This window comes from Microbulbifer maximicatervae (SeqCode) (genome assembly GCF_052467615.1).
Window position 1 is genome coordinate 710,509 of record NZ_CP174319.1, and the last position, 16,969, is coordinate 727,477.

Sequence of the window (16,969 nt, forward strand, 5' to 3'; positions counted from 1 at the left end):
AGATTAACACCTTGGATACGGTGAAGGCCTGAACCCAAAATCCACGAGTTAAAAGACAGGGCTAGCCTACTGATATGTTGCCAGCCGGATATAAAATTGACGTAGCGCACTGCCATGACACTCAACTCAAATGAAAATCTGCTTGAAGCCATCCTCAGCAAAGAAAATCTTAATGCTGCATGGAAACACGTGCGAAGCAACAAAGGTGCCGCAGGCATTGACGGGATTACTGTCGATAATTTTGTGCAGCACTTCAAGGCAGTTGGCGACGACCTCATCGAGACCATTCGACAGGGTCATTACCAGCCGCTTCCCGTCAGGCGCGTCTACATTCGCAAGCCAGATGGTGGCCAGCGTGGTCTCGGGATACCTACGGTCTTTGATCGTGTTATTCAGCAGGCTATCGCCCAAATCATCGGTCCCAGTTTCGATAAAACCTTTTCGAAGTTCAGCTATGGGTTCCGCCCAAAGCGATCGCAGCATCATGCGGTGAAAAAGCTGCGAAAGTATATCGAGGGAGGGAAACGAATAGCCGTAGATGTCGATTTATCTAAATTCTTCGATCGGGTAAATCATAATTTCCTCATGAGTTTACTTGGCCAAAGAATCAGCGATAAGCGTTTACTCAAGTTGATCGCAAGTTACTTGCGTGCAGGAAGTGTAGAAGATGGATGCTGGAAAGCCTGTCATGAGGGGGTTCCACAAGGGGGCCCTTTATCGCCGCTGCTCTCCAACATTGTACTCGACCTGCTCGATAAAGAGCTGGAAAAACGCCGACATGATTTTGTTCGCTATGCGGATGATTTTGTGATTGTTGTTGCTTCCAAGCGCGCGGGTGAACGGGTAATGGCGAGTATTAAACGCTTTGTTGAGCGCAAGCTTAAGCTCAAAGTTAACGATACTAAAAGCCAAGTAGTCCCCGTTAGTCGTTGTAAGTTTCTGGGTTTTTCTTTCCGTGGAGCAAAGCTTGTCTGGCATGATAAGTCACTGCGCCAATTTAAATACCGCGTCCGCCAGATTACAGGGCGATCTCGTGGTATCTCTATGGAAAAGAAACTGAAAGAACTTACCGTATACCTCCGTGGTTGGATCAACTACTTTGGGATAGCGCAAGGCTATCAAAAATGTATAGATCTTGACTGCTGGATACGGCGGCGATTAAGAATGAGCTATTGGAAGAATTGGCGCAGAGTGAGAACGAAAGTTCGAAATTTACTGCGTATGGGTGTGAGAGGGTCGCTGGCAGTTACCTGCGGCTCGTCCGGTAAAAGTTACTGGCGAAGCGCAAAAACTGAGGGTATTCATATTGCGCTCAATAATGAGTTCTTCGAAGAGATGGGTTTGATTTCATTGCGAGATCGTTGGGTAGAGATTCATTACGGATAGGGAACCGCCCATTGCGGACCCGCACGATGGGTGGTGTGGGGGCCGGTAGCTAGAAACTACCGGCTACCCGATTTAACTTTTAAAACTAGGTAAAGTCCATTGTGTAGATAACTTCCCTACAGTCAGAGCACCTAAACTTGTATACAGCAGGGTTTCCGCCTTTTTCGTAGTGCTCGAGAATATTTTGCCAAACATCAGGCTTGATCATTTCATCACGTAGAAACTTTTCGAGCGATTCGCCCGCCAACTCAACAAGATCTCCTTTCTCTGCATCTCCGTGGAACTCACAAGCTGTACTGCAATGCGTCTGCCATACCTCCTGCTGCCACGAGTTATACCCTGGAGTCCTCTCGCACACTTCTGAGATCACCTCATCTTGTACACCGGCCTCTTGTAACGGGTAGTCATCGGAGAACATGCCATCAAACTTTTGAGCGGCGGAACCATCTGCTATACACCACGGACAGATAAACTCAATTTCTTCCTCAGCGTAAAAGCTTGAGGTATATACATACCCTCTAGCCTGTTCACAGCATTCGCAGACTTCGCTGCTTTCCTTGATCGCACCCGTAGAAATTGGATCAGGGTGATATTTGAACTTCGGGAGTTCCACGATTTCCCCTCAGAAAGTTAACGCCTTTATAAACGGCGTGCGTTTTCAGCGCGTCCAGTTGCAGCCGTTTTCTGGCTGCAACGATGTTTAATAAACTTGTTATACCCTGGCTATTTGTAGATTTTGGGATCAACTTCATATTCTCCACCCATTTCCTTGGGCTTCAAGCTCGGGTGTTGCTCGTAGATGGGGTTCATGAAGCTAGTAAGTAGTTCACCCATCACTTTTCCTGTGGCTTGCTGGTAGTTTTTAAACTCTTGTTCAGAGCATCCATCCTTAATAAGAGCAAGATTATTATCCATTGCAGCCCCTATTTTAAGTGCAAGCAAGCTTGTTTTTTCAGCTAATTCTCTATCCATAGGTAGTATCCGTATAACGCTCTAATAACCGGCAGCCGAAGCGTCGCGTAGGCTGTCCGGCGCGCGCCTTTCGCGCGCGAAGTTCATTAGCTTGTTAAGCATGGCTACCTAACAAGCTCCAATGCTCGACGGTTATATGCTTCTGCAAAATGTACATTCTCAGAGCACGTAGATGGATCCAAACTTAACCCTAAAGATTTACACCCTAGAGGGTCCGTGACATACCCGATTTTTACAGAGACACCTTCCAGTGAGCGTAGAAATTCGAGTGCATCCTTACGATCCAAGCCATAGAGATAGAGCCGATTACTCTCAATACGGCCTTTGAATACTATGAAGCCTTGATCGAAATCTGATTTAGCTTCCTCAGCGCCCATCTAGGCACCAGCGTCATTAGAAGAAACCTCCTCAATAACCTTCTCACTACTTTGTATTTGTGTAAATAACACAGCCGAAAGAGTAAGAAGAACCGCTACCCCCAAAATCACTATATTCTTGGACATATGCTTAACAGCTATATAGTAATCAGTCTGCCCACTATTATCCTGATTGTTATCTCAGAATCAATTTCTGCGCCAAGGCCTAAATTTTTATTTAAAACCATAGACTTAAAGCATTCTGATACGTCCGTACAAACTGGAAAAACGATCACTTTGACTACTATCCCAATTTTTTACGCTAGCCCGTAACCCATTGATTTCATGATTGTTTTTGGGTTTATCTTCTTGTTCTCCAATATCACGGTCAATGTGATCGTAAATCCCTAAGCTAGCACTTGCCAACTTTTACAGGCTGGTATTAGTTGGGGAGTGATTAAGGTATCCAGGGTGCCTCTGAATCACTCTGTAATATCTCTGCGGATCTTGAAGGCTAAAGATGTTAGGCGTAGTTCGCCGCGAATGGACGTAGCCCTTTGCAAGCGTTGCAACGCAGCAGATGTGGCCTTCAAGGATTGGCCTGAGGGCTTCCATAACGATTCATGCACCGTGTTGAGACTTCCTCTAAGGTCTAGTCATTCCTGTGAAGCTGCGCTCTTATTTAAACCACTCTGTAAGTAGAGGCATCACTGGGTTATTCAGAGGCTCCTAAATCTCGCAGTAATATCCTAAAAGTCTGCAAGTTACTTTGGTCTATGGAGAGATCTTTTCTGTAGACATGTGGAGTACGTATTAAATCAAAGCATTGATGATTTATTGTTGTCTGAACTCCAGCGTGGGAGCGGTGGGTATATTAAGCTAATCGGCCATTTTTATATGCAATCGAAATTTTTAATGCGTGAGCAACAAAAAATATAGGCACAAAAATAATCTTATTAGATTTTATTAGGATTGTTTTAGTGTCAAAGCCACGTAAAATCGATAGATATTTATTGGTAGTTTGGCCTTAACTAAGAAGCCATCTAAAGGGAACAATCAAAGCAGCTCGGTTCAAGAGTACCGAGAGAATCAAGAACCCAAGAATTCTCTAAAAACCATCCCCTCAAAGGAGAACGGTAGCGTGAAGTAAGAATAAGTAAAAGGCGCTGACCCAAGGTGCTGGAACACCTGGGGCCAGCTAACCAAATTGATAGGTAAAGTATCAAGATGGCTATATGCATAGTACGCTAGAAACCCGCTCGTCTTCAATAAAGTGGAGCACGATCAGCAGCTTGGAGAGTTTCTCCAAGCCCTGGGTGCGTTGCGTCTGCCTTTTCTTTTTCTATGCCTACCGTTCTCGCGCACCACCTCGCAGTTACTCAAAACATTTCTATCCAAACTTTCCCTTTGTGGAAGGTCTATCCATGGTTTGAGTATCAGTAGGAAACAAATATGTTGATCTTAAAGCGCCGCACAGGTGAAAACTTACGGATTGGAGCAAATGTCTCAATCACTGTATTGGAAGTTAAGGGCAATCAGGTAAAGGTGGGAATACTTGCTCCAAAATCCCTGCCCGTACACCGCGAGGAGATTTATAGGCGGATCAAAAGGGAAGGAAATATGGGCAGTGGAAATCGTTGAAAATCTGATCGGGATTGTGGTGTGTCGCCATAAGCGGGTGATGTTGCTATGAAAGCGCTAACTGCTGATAGTTAGCGCTTTCAGTCGAGCCTTTCGCTGCGGATAGTGCCACAGGTTAAGCTCGGAAGTGATCTGTATTAGTGATGTTTATGCTTAAATCCAGCAGCAAATTTGTCTGCTAATTTAAAGTAGTGATTTAGATCCTTGCGGGTTTTTTCTGGGCGGTTGTTTTCGGAGTTAATGTGGATGTTTTCCACAACAACGGCGATGTCTTTTGCCAGCTTTTGTCTTTCACCCTTCAGGTTCTCAGCGAAATACTCAACACTTTTTTCGAGTCTGTAGGTGATGACATGAATCTCGTGAAGTTCAGCAGGGTTAAGCTTTTTCTTGCCCTTAATTTCTTCTGTTGTTTCAACAAAAATCTTTCTCGCATCCTTCAAAGAAGTAACTTTCGCTACTTTAAAGTGCTGGATGGGCTTTTCGCCTGATGCAGGGCTAGCTTGAGCAGTGGTAGCAAAAGTAACAGCAAAAAGTAATGCAATTAAAGTTCTCATCTTTCCTCTCTAACGCCCAAACTTTAAGGGTTGGTAAGGCATTGATCGGGCGAGGTGAATGCCTAACATTTATCAGTGATCATTTTGACCACTTTGATCGCTATCGTAAATGAGGATAACTATCATTAACATTCATGATACAGGAATTTTTAGGTGCTCAAAACACTTCGCGTAAAAATTGCTATCAAGCTGATCGAAATTTGTAAGGAATAAGAAAATTGAATCTGGAAAGGATGCACAGGGGAGGGGCAACGGAGGTTTTTAGCCGGGAAGAGGCGCCCCCGTGTTATGGAATTTGATCTGTTAACCCTCTCTTCGCGGTAGCAAAGAGAGGGTTATTTATAGGATGAGTCGGTTAGTTCGGGATTATTGAGACCGGCTTCACAAACTAATTGGTACGGAGGCTAGGAAATCTCTCCCAGTGCATCAACCATTGCCGAGGTTAATTGGCTAAGGTCTTGTTTAGAGATCACATAGGGCGGCATGGCGTAGACCAGTTTGCCGAAGGGGCGCAGCCAAACTCCGCGTTCGATTAGGGCTTCCTGCACCTTTGCCGTATTTACCGGCTCGCGCATTTCCACCACGCCAATTGCGCCTAGGGTTCGAACATCGGCGACACCCGGTGCGGATTTTAACGGGGCCAGCTGTTCGGTCAGCTGCTGTTCGATCGCAGTTACTCGCTCCTGCCAAGGGCTGTTGAGTAACAATTGGATGCTGGCGTTAGCGACGGAACAAGCCAGGGGATTCCCCATAAAAGTGGGGCCGTGCATAAATACACCGGCTTCCCCTTGGCAAATACCTTCGGCCACTTTATCGGTACAGAGGGCGGCGGCGAGGGTCATGGTGCCGCCGGTGAGGGCTTTGCCCAGGGTGAGGATATCGGGGGTGATATCGGCGTGCTCACAGGCGAACATTTTGCCGCTGCGGCCAAAGCCGGTGGCGATTTCATCGGCGATCAGCAGTACGTCGTGCTCGTTGCAGAGTTCGCGCACCCGGCGCAAATAATCGGCAGAATAAAAACGCATGCCGCCAGCGCCCTGGACGATGGGCTCTAAAATAATCGCGGCCAGTTGATCGCGGTTTTCTTCCACTTGCTGACGCAGTTCGGCAATATCACTGTCACTACAGGTACTGCCAAATGGTGTTTGCGGAGCGGGTGCAAACTGGTGCTGGTTCAGATGCTCAGCAAACAAATGATGCATTCCGGTGACTGGATCACAGGTGGCCATGGCCCCGAAAGTATCACCGTGGTAACCGTTGCGCAGGGCCAGCAGGCGGTTCTTTTCGGGCTTGCCATGGGAGTGCCAGTATTGGACGGCCATCTTGATAGCCACTTCCACAGACACTGAACCGGAGTCAGCAAGAAATACCCGGTTGAGGCCAGCTGGAGTGATTTCCACTAATTTCTTGCACAGCTCGATCGCCGGTTCGTGAGTCAATCCCCCGAACATGACATGGGACATTTTGTCCATCTGATCGCGCATGGCCTGGTTTAGCTCGGGCACATTGTAGCCGTGCAGGGCGCTCCACCAGGAGGACATACCGTCGATCAGGCCGCGCCCGTCTTCCAGGTAAAGTCTTACCCCCTCGGCCCGCGCTACCGGGTACACCGGGGGCGGGTCGATCAGGGAGGAGTAGGGATGCCAAATATGTTTGCGATCGAAATCCAGGTCCATAAAAACTACATCTTTATTCTCAAGAGCCGACATTCATCAGTTAGGCCAGTTCGCGCAGTACTCTGAGCGGGGGCTGGCTGATCGAGCTGTAACAGGCCAGGGTACCGGCGGTGCCAACCAGTACTGCACCGGTGAGTGGTCCGGTTAGCCAAAGGACTGGGTGCAATATCACCGGCAGTTCAAAGACCCAATAAGACAGCACAGCCAAGGTGGCTTCAGCACCGATAGCCGCGAGCAAACCGGCGGCAAAACCCAGCAGGCCAAATTCCAGTATCAGGCTTCTCAGTAACAAGCGCCTGCGGCCTCCCAGTGTGCGGATAATTGCCGCTTCCTGCAATCGCTCGGCGATACTGGCGCGCACCCCGGCGATTAATACCAGGACCCCGGCAACCAGCATCAGGGCCATAACTGATTCGATAGCAAAGGACACCTGGTTAATGGTGTCGCGGATACGCTGGATGATCTTATCCAGCTCTATCACGCTGACGCTGGGGAAGGCGCGAACCAGATCGTTGACCAGCAACTTGTCCTCCGGTGGGAGGTAAAAACTGGTGATATAGGTAGCCGGGAAATCATCGATAGTGCCTGGCGCAAATATCATATAGAAGTTGGGGCGCATGCTGTTCCAGTCCAACGAGCGGAAGCTGGCTACCGGGGCTTCTACTTCCAGTCCGCCGATGGAAAAGCGCAACTGATCTCCCAGTGACAGTTCCAGCTGGGCTGCCAGCTCCACTTCTACGGAAACACCTTCGCTGGCCTTGTCCCACCACTCGCCTTCCAAGATGCGGTTATCCGGCGCCAGGGTGTCGGTGTAGCTCAGGTTTAACTCCCGGCGAACGCCACCGGGGCGATCTTTTTTCTCTTTAATCGAGACGCCGTTAATCGCCACTAAACGGCCACGCACCATGGGGTAAAACTCGGTGCTGCTTACCTCGCCCTCTGCCAGCATGTTTTCCATGGTTGGAACATCGTGGGGGGCGATATTCAGGAGAAAGTGGTTGGGGGCTTTTTCCGGTAATTGCATCCGCCATTCGTCCACCAGGGCGGTGCGGGCAAAGACCATGGCCAGCATGGCCAATAATCCGGTGCCAAAAGCGGCAATCAATAAAGTGTTGAACGCGGCTCGGCGTTGCAGGCTACCCAGGGCAATGCGCCAGGCGCCCCCCAGGGAAGCCAATTTGCCGCGCACCAGGAGTCGGTTAACCAGGGCGCTGCCCGCTACCAACAGGAGCATGCCGACAAACAGGGCGAGTGTCATAAGCAGGCTGCCGGAAAGCCACCAGATCAGGAGCAGCATGGCGCTGGGGCCGAGAATCAGCCCGAGCCATTCGCGTCTGTCCGGATTACTCCAGTCATGTCGCAAGGTTTGCATCGGGTCTGTACGCGCCAAACGGAACAGCGGTGGCAGGGCAAAGCCCAGGGCGCAGGCGAGGCCGGTAGCGAGTCCAATCAGCAGTGGGCTCCAGCTGGTGGCCGGGGGTTGAACCGGGAAGAACCCTTCCATCAGGTTGACCGCCTGGCTCTGGATAAAGGTGCCCAGTGCCAGCCCGATAGCAGTGGCAATCAGGGTGAGGGCGGCCAGCTGCCCCAGGTAGATACCGAGGATTTTATTGCGCCCGGCGCCGAGACTTTTCATTACGGCTACGTAGGCGCCATGGCGCAGTCCGTAGCGCCTTGCTGCCAGGCCGACGGCGACACTGGCGAGCAGTACAGCCAGGCTGGCGGCGAGAAACAGGAAGGACTCGGCTCTATCCAGGGCTGAGGCAACACGGGGCTGGCCTTCGCGCAGGTCCAGTATCCGCTGATGTTCAGTCAGTTGAGGTTTGAGCCAGTCAAAGTAATCCTTCAGGACTTGGTCATCACCGGCAAACAGGTAGCGGTAGCGCACTCGGCTGCCGGGCTGGATCACACCTGCGGCGGGCAGGTCGGCGGTATTGGCTAATACTCGCGCGCCCATATCAAACAGGCTGGTGCCCCGGTCGGGTTCCCGCTCCAGTATGGCTGTCACTTTTAATTGGGTGTCGCCGAGGGCGATAGGATCGCCGAGCTGGATTCCCATCAAAGGTAGAAGGCGGGACTCCACCCAGGCTTCTCCAGGGGGAGGTCCTTGTGGTGCCACTTCACTAGGGCCGCCCTGGGCCTTGCTGATTTCCAGTTGCCCCACCAATGGATAGCCTTTGTCGACGGCTTTGACCGAGACAAATTGGAACTGGTCGTTGGCGGAGATCATGGAGGAAAACTGGACTATCTGGCCCTGTTCCAATCCCTTTTTGTCGGCCTCTTCCAGCCATGCGCTATCCACGGGTTTGCTGCTGCGCAGCACCCGCTCTGCGGCCAGGAAAGTGAGGGATTGCTGCTCCATGGCGCGGGTAAGGCGGTCGGTAAAATGGGCGATCGCAGTGACACAGGTAACAGCTAAAACCAGGGCTGAGGCAATTAGCGCTAACTCGCCACCGCGCCAGTCCCTGAACAGCAGTCTGAGTGGCAGCATCAGGCGGACACCTCCGACAGGTTGTCCCCGTCGATAAGGGGAGCGTAGGAATCTACGGCACCGGCCGACATATGCAGGTGGGAGGCACAGCGCTCTGCCAGTCGCTGTTCGTGAGTCACCAGCACCAGGGTGGTGTCAGACTCTTCGTTGAGTTTAAACAGCAGGTCGATAATTTTGGCGCCGTTGCCGGCGTCGAGGCTGCCGGTGGGTTCGTCGGCAAAGAGGATGGCATCTTTGCTGCTAAAGCTGGCAAAGGCCCGGGCAATGGCCACCCGCTGTTGCTCACCGCCGGATAACTGGCGCGGGTAGTGGCGCAGTCGCTGTTCCAGGCCCACCCGGGCGAGAAACTCTTCCGCCCGCTTGGCGGCGCCCCGCTCACCGCGCAATTCGCTCGGCAGCATCACATTTTCCAGGGCGGTAAGGCCGGGTAGCAGCTGGAAAGTCTGGAATACAAAGCCCACGCAGCGGGCGCGCACTGCTGCGCGCTGCTCTTCGTCCATGGCGGTGATCTCGTCCCCCGCCAGCCAGATCTTGCCCTCGGTAGGTTTGTCCAATCCTGCCAGCAGGCCGAGCAGGGTGGACTTGCCGGAACCTGAGGCCCCTGTCACAGCGAGGCTCTCGCCACGGGCGACTTTCAGGGAGATATTGTTTAATAGGGTCAGTGGCCCTTCGCTGGTGGAGACCCTGTGATAGAGGTTTTCTGCCGTGAGAATGGCGGACATACTGTATTCCCTTTGCGGATACGCGAGATTTTTGGAGAGTATGACATGACAACAGCCTTTTTTCGGCAGTTACTGACTCGGTTCGGCTTGGTGCTGATGCTGTCGGTCCCCAATCTGGCACTGAGTGCCAACAAGCCCGGCACTCTGCTCGTATTAGGGGATAGCATAAGTGCAGCCTACGGTATCGATGAGGAGTTGGGCTGGGTCAACCTGTTGCAAGAGCGCTTGCAGGAGAAGGGGCGCCCGGTCAAGGTGGTCAATGCCAGCATCAGTGGGGAGACCTCCGCAGGCGGCCTGACCCGGCTGCCGCGCCTGATGGAAGAGCACAATCCCCAGTGGCTGATTGTCGAGTTGGGCGGTAACGACGGTTTGCGCGGCTACCCACCCCAGAGTTTGCAGCGCAATTTGCAGCAGATGGTCAAGCTGGCTAAGGATTCCGGGGCCGAAGTCCTGCTGTTGGGGATGCGTATCCCGCCCAACTACGGCCGCGCTTATACCGAGGCTTTTGCCGCTGTATTCCCCAAAGTGGCCAAGGCCGAAGAGGTCGCCCTGGTGCCTTTCTTGTTGGAAACCGTGGCCCTGGAGCAGGGCGCTATGCAATCCGACGGTATCCACCCCACCGCCAAGGCGCAGCCGGCCCTGCTGGATCATGTCTGGCCCTGCGTGAAGTCCCTGTTGGGGGAGAAGGCGGCTGGTGAGTCGTGTACTCCGTGATCGAAATGCGTACAATCGCGCCCCCAGGAACAGGAAAGCCTGGCTCTGGTCCCAAAGTTTAAGGTTTTGTGCCGGTACTCTGGGCCCGGTCACTGGTCGCGAATGAGTTAGAGAGACACCATGCCCGAATTGGAAAACCGCCGCGAGCGGCTCGAGTTTAATAAGCTGCAAAAGCGCCTGCGCCGCCATGTGGGCCGCGCCATCGCCGACTTCAACATGATTGAAGAGGGCGACAAGATTATGGTCTGTTTGTCCGGCGGTAAGGATTCCTACGCCATGCTGGACGTTCTGCTGAATTTGCAGAGGACAGCGCCGGTTAACTTTGAACTGGTGGCGGTCAATATGGACCAGAAACAGCCGGGCTTCCCTGAGCATATCCTGCCGGAATACCTGCAGTCCCTGGGTGTTCCCCACCATATTGTCGAGAAGGATACCTACTCGGTCGTGAAGGAAGTGGTGCCCGAGGGCAAGACCACTTGCGGGCTCTGCTCCCGTCTGCGCCGTGGCACCTTGTATGGCTTTGCTGAAGAAATTGGTGCCACCAAGGTGGCACTGGGCCATCACAAAGACGATATCGTCGAGACCCTGTTCCTGAATATGTTTTACGGTGGTCGCCTCAAGGCGATGCCCCCCAAACTGCGCGCCGACGATGGCCGCAATATCGTGATTCGTCCGCTCGCCTATTGCCGTGAAGAGGACATCGCCCAGTACGCCGAGTACAAGCAGTTTCCGATTATTCCCTGCAACCTGTGCGGCAGCCAGGAGAACCTTCAGCGCCAGGCGATCAAGCAGATGGTGCGGGAGTGGGATAAGAAATTCCCAGGCCGCAGCGAGAATATTTTCGCCGCGATTACCCGGGTGTCCCCGTCACAATTGGCGGACAGGGACCTCTACGATTTTGAGAGTCTGGAACTGGATCGCTCTACGCCGTCGGCTGTCGAGCGTCCTGACCATTCAATCCAGCGCCAGGTGAATTCTTGGGAGCCTGAGGATGCTCAGGAAGTGGAGCCCCAGTATATCGAGGCGCTGAATCTGTAGGATCGGCACCGCTGACCAGCTGTGCGTAGCTGCATTCAAAGTCCCGGGGACTGGCACTGGGTCCATGGTGAAAGTGCTGATGCCAGAGGCGCGCCATATTGGCCACGTCTGAGGTTTCCTCGTCCTGGATCTTGTGCACTTCGGCCGACCGGTAAATCAGCCAGGCGATGGCTGTGGCATAACGCAGGTTGGTGGTCAGTTCGCTGTGGGGGTGATCGAGAAAATCCCGCTGGCTCGCCAGCCCCCGCACTTTTGAGGCGAGGCTTGGGTGATCGATCAGGTATTGATCCCAGATTTCCCGGTGGGTGTGGGGCTGGATTTGGTAAATACCCAGCCCGTGGCGCCGTCCCTGTTTGAGGTGGAAGCCCAATTGCGACTCCTGGGCGGCGGTTCCCAGAAGGAGGTTCTCCATGCCCTGGCTCCAGGCTCTCAAGTGCTTGAGGGTTGGACGGATAACCTGGAGTCGGAGCTCGTCCAGACAAATGCCCATAGTGTTGTCTTTTTTTCTGTAGTTGTATCCAACATATATGTAGTTTGCTGATTGAGTCGGCGCCACCTTATGGGTAGATTTACGCGCAATAAACATAACAATTTTTAGGTGGTGCTCTTTCCATAGCTCAATGCGCTGAAAAATTGAGCAGGAAAACGCAGACTATTCCCGCGCCAAGTACCACCCCACTTTGATCAGAAGGAATCCCTTATGGCCGCCGAGTGGCTGATCGCCCTTACTTTTGTCGCCTATTTGGCGTTGATTGTTGTTATCGGTATTTACGCTTACATGCGTACAAAAAATGCCAGTGATTATTTCCTCGGCGGCCGTTCCCTGCCGCCGGCAGTGGCGGCCCTGTCTGCCGGAGCCTCGGATATGAGTGGCTGGCTGCTTCTGGGTTTGCCTGGCGCGGCCTATGCAGCGGGTCTCTCTGCCGGTTGGATCGCAATTGGTCTTTTCTCCGGCATCGTTCTGAGCTGGGTGACAATGGGCCGGCGTCTGCGCATCTACACCTATGAGCTGGACGACTCCCTGACGGTGCCAGCCTATCTGGATCGTCGGTTTAAGATGGGGCACCCCTATCTGCGCACAGTCTGCGCGATATTCATTCTGTTATTTTTCCTTTTCTATGTGGCTTCGGGCCTGATTGCCGGCGGCAAATTATTTGAAACGGTATTTGGCTGGGATTACCGCTGGGCGGTGATTATCGGTGCGGTTGCCGTTATTTCTTACACGCTGTTTGGCGGGTTTTTGGCGGTGTCCTGGACCGATGTGTTCCAGGGACTGCTGATGAGTGCGGCGCTGATTGCGGTGCCTCTCGTTGTTATTTCTGACCAGGGTGGTTTTTCTGCCAGCTGGACTCGCCTGCAAACGGAGATGCCACAGCTGACCCACTGGATGACCGATAACACCGGACAAACCTTAAGCCTGGTGGCGATACTCAGTTCCCTTGCGTGGGGACTGGGATATTTCGGTCAGCCGCATATCTTGGCGCGATTTATGGCGGTGCGCAGCCCTAACGATATTCCGGTTGCGGCGACAGTTGCGGCGGTTTGGTCCCTGGCCGGCTTCTTGGGGGCAATGGCGGTAGGTTTGTTTGCGCACCTGGAAATCCAACAGAGCCTGCCAGATGGCGAAACTGTATTTATGGAAATGGTGCAGGTGCTGTTCCACCCGCTAGTTGCCGGTGTTCTTTTGGCGGCGATTCTATCTGCCATTATGAGTACGGCAGATTCCCAGCTGTTGGTGTCCTCGGCTGCACTGGCGGAGGATATTTACCACGTTTGGTTTGGTCGTGAAACCACTCCGGAAGCCATGGTGAAAGTGGGGCGCTGGGCGGTGGTTGCTTTATCACTGGTCGCTGTGTGGATTGCGATGGACCCGGATTCCAAGGTTCTGGATGTGGTGAGTTACGCCTGGGCTGGCCTGGGCGCTGCCTTTGGCCCGGCGTTGCTGATCAGTCTCTACTGGTCTCGTATGACGGGCAGTGGCGCTATTGCCGGTGTTATCGTTGGCGGCCTCACCGTTGTGGTGTGGGAGCAACTCTCCGGTGGCATTTTTGATGTTTATGAGCTGTTGCCGGGTTTTGTTTTCTCTTCAGCTGCTATCGTGTTAGTGAGCGCGCTGACGAAGTGCCCGGAAGCCGTTGCCTCACAGCACCGCAAGTTGCTTGGTTGAGGGGGCAGGGCAGGACTTGAGCCCGAGCGACTTGCTCGGGCCGAGACAGACCAGTCGCGCTAGGGACGCATCTCTGGCAAAGGTGCGACTGTTGTGAAGTGAAATGGATTTCCATCCGCAGCAATTATTCAAATAGCGGTTGGAGATGCTGAGTGATCAAAGTTCATCTCGGTGATATCACTCGATTGCACGTCGATGTAATCGTCAATGCTGCCAACAGCCGTCTCTTGGGAGGCGGTGGTGTCGATGGGGCCATACACCGCGCAGCGGGGCCCAATCTACTGGAGGCCTGTCGCAGTCTGGGCGGCTGTCCTGTTGGTGAAGTGCGCGCCACTGGCGCTTATTCCATTCCCGTAAAACGTATCTACCACACGGTTGGGCCAGTTTGGCGCGGCGGCAGTTTGGGTGAGCCCGAGTTGCTCTCCAGCTGTTATCGGCACTGCTTGGCATTGGCTCGGCGCGAAAATATGCGCTCGATCGCTTTTCCGGCGATCAGTTGTGGCGTTTACGACTACCCCCCGGAGCTGGCCGTAGAGGTGGCTGTAGAGCAGGTGCAGCAATTTCAGGAGAAGGAGGGGGCGCCGCAGCAGGTTGTATTCTGTTGTTTCGATAAATCGATGGCGGATCTCTATCTATCCCAGTTGGATGCCTACGTTAGGCGCTAAAAGCCACGTTTTGTAGGCCTCGTGGTATTTTCGGCCATTGATTGATATCCATGGGTTGGGGATTATTATTGCTCTGACAATAACAATATAAGAATGAGGAGATTGTCATGCGCAGTGCCCAGCAGTGGTTTTCCGAGTATGGTGAGAGTCATCAGAATCCGATCAACAAATCCATTCATTGGATTGCTGTTCCCGTAATTTATGCAACTGTGGCCGGACTTTTGTGGGCAGTTCCGCAGCCGGAATTTATGGCGACAATTCCCTGGCTGAACTGGGCTGTCGTGGTGACAATCCCGATTCTTCTGTTTTATTTCGCGATGTCGTTTCCCATTGCCCTGGGAATGACGGGATTAACTGTTCTGTGTTTGTGGGCTTGGTCGGTATTGGAGCGGCTGGGGGTGCCTATCTGGCAGACGGCACTGGCCCTATTCGTGATTATGTGGGTGTTCCAATTTATTGGCCACCATATCGAAGGCAAGAAACCCTCTTTCTTTAAGGACTTACAATTCCTGTTGATCGGCCCCGCCTGGGTGATTGGTTTTATTTACCGGAAACTGGGCATTCAATACTGATTGCCGGTTTGTGCAGATGAGTGGCTGTGGCCACTCATCGATCTATCCCGCTATCGGTTGTAGTGAACCGGTACTTCCAGTGTCTCTTTGACTTCTTCCATCACCACATAGCTGGTGCACTCCTGTACCTCCGGCAGCGTTAAAAGCGTTTCGCCGTAGAACTTCCGGTAGGCACTCATATCCGCCACTCGGGCTTTGATTAAGTAATCGAAATTCCCCGATACCAAATAACACTCCTGCACTTCCGGCAGGGCGGCCACGGCGTTGCGAAATTCCTCAAAGGCGTCCTGTGCGGATCGATTCAGTCTGATCTGCACAAAAACTACCAGGGCAGCATCGAGATACTCCGGGTTGATCAGGGCGGTGTAGCCTTGAATAACATTGTCACTTTCCAGGCGTTTGACCCGTTCGACGCAGGGGGTCGCGGTCAATCCCACCTGTCGGGCCAGCTCGGCATAGCTGGTTCTCCCATTCTTTTGTAGAACACGCAATATGTTCCGGTCGATGGTACTTAGCTCTCCCGCACGTTTGCGCATAACTGCTGACTCCGAATTGGTCGACATGGTCAAAAAATAGACTTGGCGACAGGGTTATTAGTGGATTCCACTAGTTTTATCAAAAATCTACTAAATATCCACTTCTTATCTGTTCTTATACTGGGGAAAACATAGAAATTAGGTACTCCTATTTGATTAAGGCAGTACCGAGCGCACAGAGCGAGGAGAAGGAAAATGTTGATTGGCGTCCCTAAAGAGATTAAGAACCACGAGTATCGTATTGGCCTGACGCCGTCGAGTGTTCGCGAACTGGTTGGCCACGGCCACCAAGTGATCGTACAGAAGGATGGTGGTGCCGCTATTGGTTTCCCCGACGAGATGTACGTTCAAGCCGGCGCCAAGATTATCGATACTCCGGAAGAGATTTTTGCCACTGCCGATATGATCGTCAAGGTAAAAGAGCCCCAGCCCCACGAGTGCGAAATGCTGCGCCCTGGGCAGGTTCTGTACACCTATCTGCACCTGGCTCCAGACCCCAAACAAACTGAGCTGCTGGTGAAATCCGGCGCGACCTGCATCGCTTATGAAACCGTAACCGACCGCTTCGGTGGCCTGCCTCTACTGGCGCCTATGTCTGAAGTTGCCGGCCGTATGTCTGTACAGTGCGGTGCCCACCACCTGGAAAAAGCCCAGGGTGGTCTCGGCGTACTGCTCGGCGGTGTTCCCGGTGTAGCTCCCGCTAAAGTCCTGATTATCGGTGGCGGTGTTGTTGGTACTAACGCAGCGAAGATGGCCCTGGGTATGGGTGCTGACGTTACTATCCTCGACCGCTCCCTGCCGCGTCTGCGTCAGCTGGACGATATTTTCGGTGGTGCGGTTCGCACTGAGTACTCCACTAACGATGCTATTGAAAAGCACGCACTGGAAGCTGACCTGGTTGTTGGTGCGGTTCTGATTCCTGGCGCAGCAGCCCCCAAACTGCTGACCCGCGACATTATCAGCCGCATGAAGAAAGGCGCAGTTGTAGCTGACGTTGCTATTGACCAGGGCGGTTGTTTCGAGACTTCCAAGGCGACTACTCACCAAGAGCCTACTTACGTAGTTGATGGTGTGGTTCACTACTGTGTTGCCAATATGCCCGGCGGTGTAGCTCGCACCTCCACTATGGCCCTGAACAATGCCACCCTGCCTTTCGCGGTAGCCCTGGCAAACAAAGGCGCCAAGCAGGCACTGTTGGACGATTCCAACCTGCTGGAAGGCCTGAATGTTCACGCTGGCATGGTGACCTACCAAGCCGTAGCCGACGTATTGGGTTACGAGTTTGTAGATCCCAAACTGGCTCTGCAAAAACAAGCAGTAGCGGAAGACGCTGTAGCTTAATTGCCCCCGGTGGCCGCCTGCGGGCGGCCACATTGTAAATAAGCGGTAACGCGCTTGTTGTTGGGAAGTTTCCCCCGGAGCGCTCTTTGCGTTCCTCTCTGTGAGACCTGGTGGCATAGCCACTAATTGATAGCCGCG

The 16,969-nt window shown here is 52.8% G+C and carries 16 protein-coding genes; 8 read left to right on the plus strand and 8 right to left on the minus strand.

From position 1 onward, the window contains the following. Positions 1-114: 114 nt before the first annotated feature. A complete protein-coding gene (gene ltrA, locus ACJJIM_RS03255; RefSeq protein WP_444911611.1) occupies positions 115-1,386 on the plus strand; it encodes a group II intron reverse transcriptase/maturase in 1,272 nt (423 codons plus the stop codon). An 85-nt stretch (positions 1,387-1,471) separates the two neighbouring features. Here ltrA and ACJJIM_RS03260 read toward each other — a convergent pair whose 3' ends face one another. Then, a complete protein-coding gene (locus tag ACJJIM_RS03260; protein WP_413662316.1) occupies positions 1,472-1,999 on the minus strand; it encodes a CbrC family protein in 528 nt (175 codons plus the stop codon). Positions 2,000-2,109: 110 nt separating this feature from the next. Continuing rightward, the gene (locus tag ACJJIM_RS03265; RefSeq protein ID WP_353376763.1) at positions 2,110-2,358 is read right to left on the minus strand and encodes a hypothetical protein; all 249 of its coding nucleotides are present in this window, start codon (positions 2,356-2,358) and stop codon (positions 2,110-2,112) included. Between the two features lie 1,808 nt (positions 2,359-4,166). Here ACJJIM_RS03265 and csrA point away from each other — a divergent pair. After that, complete coding sequence (gene csrA / locus ACJJIM_RS03270; RefSeq protein WP_299583554.1) at positions 4,167-4,355, plus strand: carbon storage regulator CsrA; 189 nt, start codon at positions 4,167-4,169, stop codon at positions 4,353-4,355. A 137-nt stretch (positions 4,356-4,492) separates the two neighbouring features. On the opposite strand, the gene ACJJIM_RS03275 is transcribed toward csrA, so the two are convergent. The 4 genes from ACJJIM_RS03275 to ACJJIM_RS03290 form a co-directional block, all read right to left on the minus strand. Next, positions 4,493-4,909: a DUF6746 family protein gene (locus ACJJIM_RS03275; protein ID WP_108732203.1), complete on the minus strand. Its 417-nt coding sequence runs from the start codon at positions 4,907-4,909 to the stop codon at positions 4,493-4,495. 404 nt (positions 4,910-5,313) lie between these two features. Beyond that, positions 5,314-6,618, minus strand: coding sequence for an adenosylmethionine--8-amino-7-oxononanoate transaminase (gene bioA / locus ACJJIM_RS03280; protein WP_444912356.1), 1,305 nt, complete (start codon positions 6,616-6,618; stop codon positions 5,314-5,316). A gap of 7 nt (positions 6,619-6,625) precedes the next feature. Further along, positions 6,626-9,076 (minus strand): ABC transporter permease, encoded by a 2,451-nt coding sequence (locus ACJJIM_RS03285; RefSeq protein WP_444912357.1) that lies wholly within the window; start codon positions 9,074-9,076, stop codon positions 6,626-6,628. Further along, positions 9,076-9,798, minus strand: coding sequence for an ABC transporter ATP-binding protein (locus ACJJIM_RS03290; protein ID WP_413664779.1), 723 nt, complete (start codon positions 9,796-9,798; stop codon positions 9,076-9,078). The genes ACJJIM_RS03285 and ACJJIM_RS03290 overlap by 1 nt, the downstream gene beginning before the upstream one ends. A 45-nt stretch (positions 9,799-9,843) precedes the next feature. Between ACJJIM_RS03290 and ACJJIM_RS03295 the strand changes: the two genes are divergently transcribed. After that, on the plus strand, positions 9,844-10,512 hold the full coding sequence (locus ACJJIM_RS03295; protein ID WP_282931664.1) for an arylesterase: 669 nt from the start codon (positions 9,844-9,846) through the stop codon (positions 10,510-10,512). A gap of 120 nt (positions 10,513-10,632) precedes the next feature. Further along, positions 10,633-11,550 carry a tRNA 2-thiocytidine(32) synthetase TtcA gene (gene ttcA / locus ACJJIM_RS03300; RefSeq protein ID WP_444912358.1) on the plus strand — a complete coding sequence of 306 codons (918 nt, stop codon included), beginning with the start codon at positions 10,633-10,635 and terminating at the stop codon, positions 11,548-11,550. Here the strand turns inward: ttcA and ACJJIM_RS03305 are convergent. Then, on the minus strand, positions 11,435-12,136 hold the full coding sequence (locus tag ACJJIM_RS03305) for a hypothetical protein (protein WP_282931666.1): 702 nt from the start codon (positions 12,134-12,136) through the stop codon (positions 11,435-11,437). The genes ttcA and ACJJIM_RS03305 overlap by 116 nt on opposite strands. A 114-nt stretch (positions 12,137-12,250) precedes the next feature. On the opposite strand from ACJJIM_RS03305, the gene putP reads away from it, so the two are divergent. The 3 genes from putP (at position 12,251) to ACJJIM_RS03320 (ending at position 14,954) form a co-directional block, all read left to right on the plus strand. After that, entirely contained in the window at positions 12,251-13,717 is a 1,467-nt protein-coding gene (gene putP / locus ACJJIM_RS03310; RefSeq protein ID WP_282931667.1) for a sodium/proline symporter PutP, read from the plus strand. A gap of 152 nt (positions 13,718-13,869) precedes the next feature. Further along, on the plus strand, positions 13,870-14,382 hold the full coding sequence (locus ACJJIM_RS03315; RefSeq protein ID WP_413664781.1) for an O-acetyl-ADP-ribose deacetylase: 513 nt from the start codon (positions 13,870-13,872) through the stop codon (positions 14,380-14,382). Between the two features lie 107 nt (positions 14,383-14,489). Then, entirely contained in the window at positions 14,490-14,954 is a 465-nt protein-coding gene (locus tag ACJJIM_RS03320; RefSeq protein ID WP_108732210.1) for an Mpo1 family 2-hydroxy fatty acid dioxygenase, read from the plus strand. Positions 14,955-15,004: 50 nt separating this feature from the next. Here ACJJIM_RS03320 and ACJJIM_RS03325 read toward each other — a convergent pair whose 3' ends face one another. After that, positions 15,005-15,490: an Lrp/AsnC ligand binding domain-containing protein gene (locus ACJJIM_RS03325; protein WP_282931670.1), complete on the minus strand. Its 486-nt coding sequence runs from the start codon at positions 15,488-15,490 to the stop codon at positions 15,005-15,007. Between the two features lie 195 nt (positions 15,491-15,685). Between ACJJIM_RS03325 and ald the strand changes: the two genes are divergently transcribed. Continuing rightward, positions 15,686-16,831, plus strand: a complete 1,146-nt coding sequence (ald, locus tag ACJJIM_RS03330) for an alanine dehydrogenase (RefSeq protein WP_413664782.1) — start codon at positions 15,686-15,688, stop codon at positions 16,829-16,831. The last annotated feature ends 138 nt before the right edge of the window (positions 16,832-16,969 follow it).

What these genes read in the sequence shown, in the direction of transcription:
- ltrA (WP_444911611.1), top strand. Translation starts at nt 115, where the DNA reads ATGACACTCAACTCAAATGAAAATCTGCTTGAAGCCATCCTCAGCAAA.
- ACJJIM_RS03265 (WP_353376763.1), bottom strand. Translation starts at nt 2,358, where the DNA reads ATGGATAGAGAATTAGCTGAAAAAACAAGCTTGCTTGCACTTAAAATA.
- csrA (WP_299583554.1), top strand. Translation starts at nt 4,167, where the DNA reads ATGTTGATCTTAAAGCGCCGCACAGGTGAAAACTTACGGATTGGAGCA.
- ACJJIM_RS03275 (WP_108732203.1), bottom strand. Translation starts at nt 4,909, where the DNA reads ATGAGAACTTTAATTGCATTACTTTTTGCTGTTACTTTTGCTACCACT.
- bioA (WP_444912356.1), bottom strand. Translation starts at nt 6,618, where the DNA reads ATGTCGGCTCTTGAGAATAAAGATGTAGTTTTTATGGACCTGGATTTC.
- ACJJIM_RS03285 (WP_444912357.1), bottom strand. Translation starts at nt 9,076, where the DNA reads ATGCTGCCACTCAGACTGCTGTTCAGGGACTGGCGCGGTGGCGAGTTA.
- ACJJIM_RS03290 (WP_413664779.1), bottom strand. Translation starts at nt 9,798, where the DNA reads ATGTCCGCCATTCTCACGGCAGAAAACCTCTATCACAGGGTCTCCACC.
- ACJJIM_RS03295 (WP_282931664.1), top strand. Translation starts at nt 9,844, where the DNA reads ATGACAACAGCCTTTTTTCGGCAGTTACTGACTCGGTTCGGCTTGGTG.
- ttcA (WP_444912358.1), top strand. Translation starts at nt 10,633, where the DNA reads ATGCCCGAATTGGAAAACCGCCGCGAGCGGCTCGAGTTTAATAAGCTG.
- ACJJIM_RS03305 (WP_282931666.1), bottom strand. Translation starts at nt 12,136, where the DNA reads ATGTTTATTGCGCGTAAATCTACCCATAAGGTGGCGCCGACTCAATCA.
- putP (WP_282931667.1), top strand. Translation starts at nt 12,251, where the DNA reads ATGGCCGCCGAGTGGCTGATCGCCCTTACTTTTGTCGCCTATTTGGCG.
- ACJJIM_RS03320 (WP_108732210.1), top strand. Translation starts at nt 14,490, where the DNA reads ATGCGCAGTGCCCAGCAGTGGTTTTCCGAGTATGGTGAGAGTCATCAG.
- ACJJIM_RS03325 (WP_282931670.1), bottom strand. Translation starts at nt 15,490, where the DNA reads ATGCGCAAACGTGCGGGAGAGCTAAGTACCATCGACCGGAACATATTG.
- ald (WP_413664782.1), top strand. Translation starts at nt 15,686, where the DNA reads ATGTTGATTGGCGTCCCTAAAGAGATTAAGAACCACGAGTATCGTATT.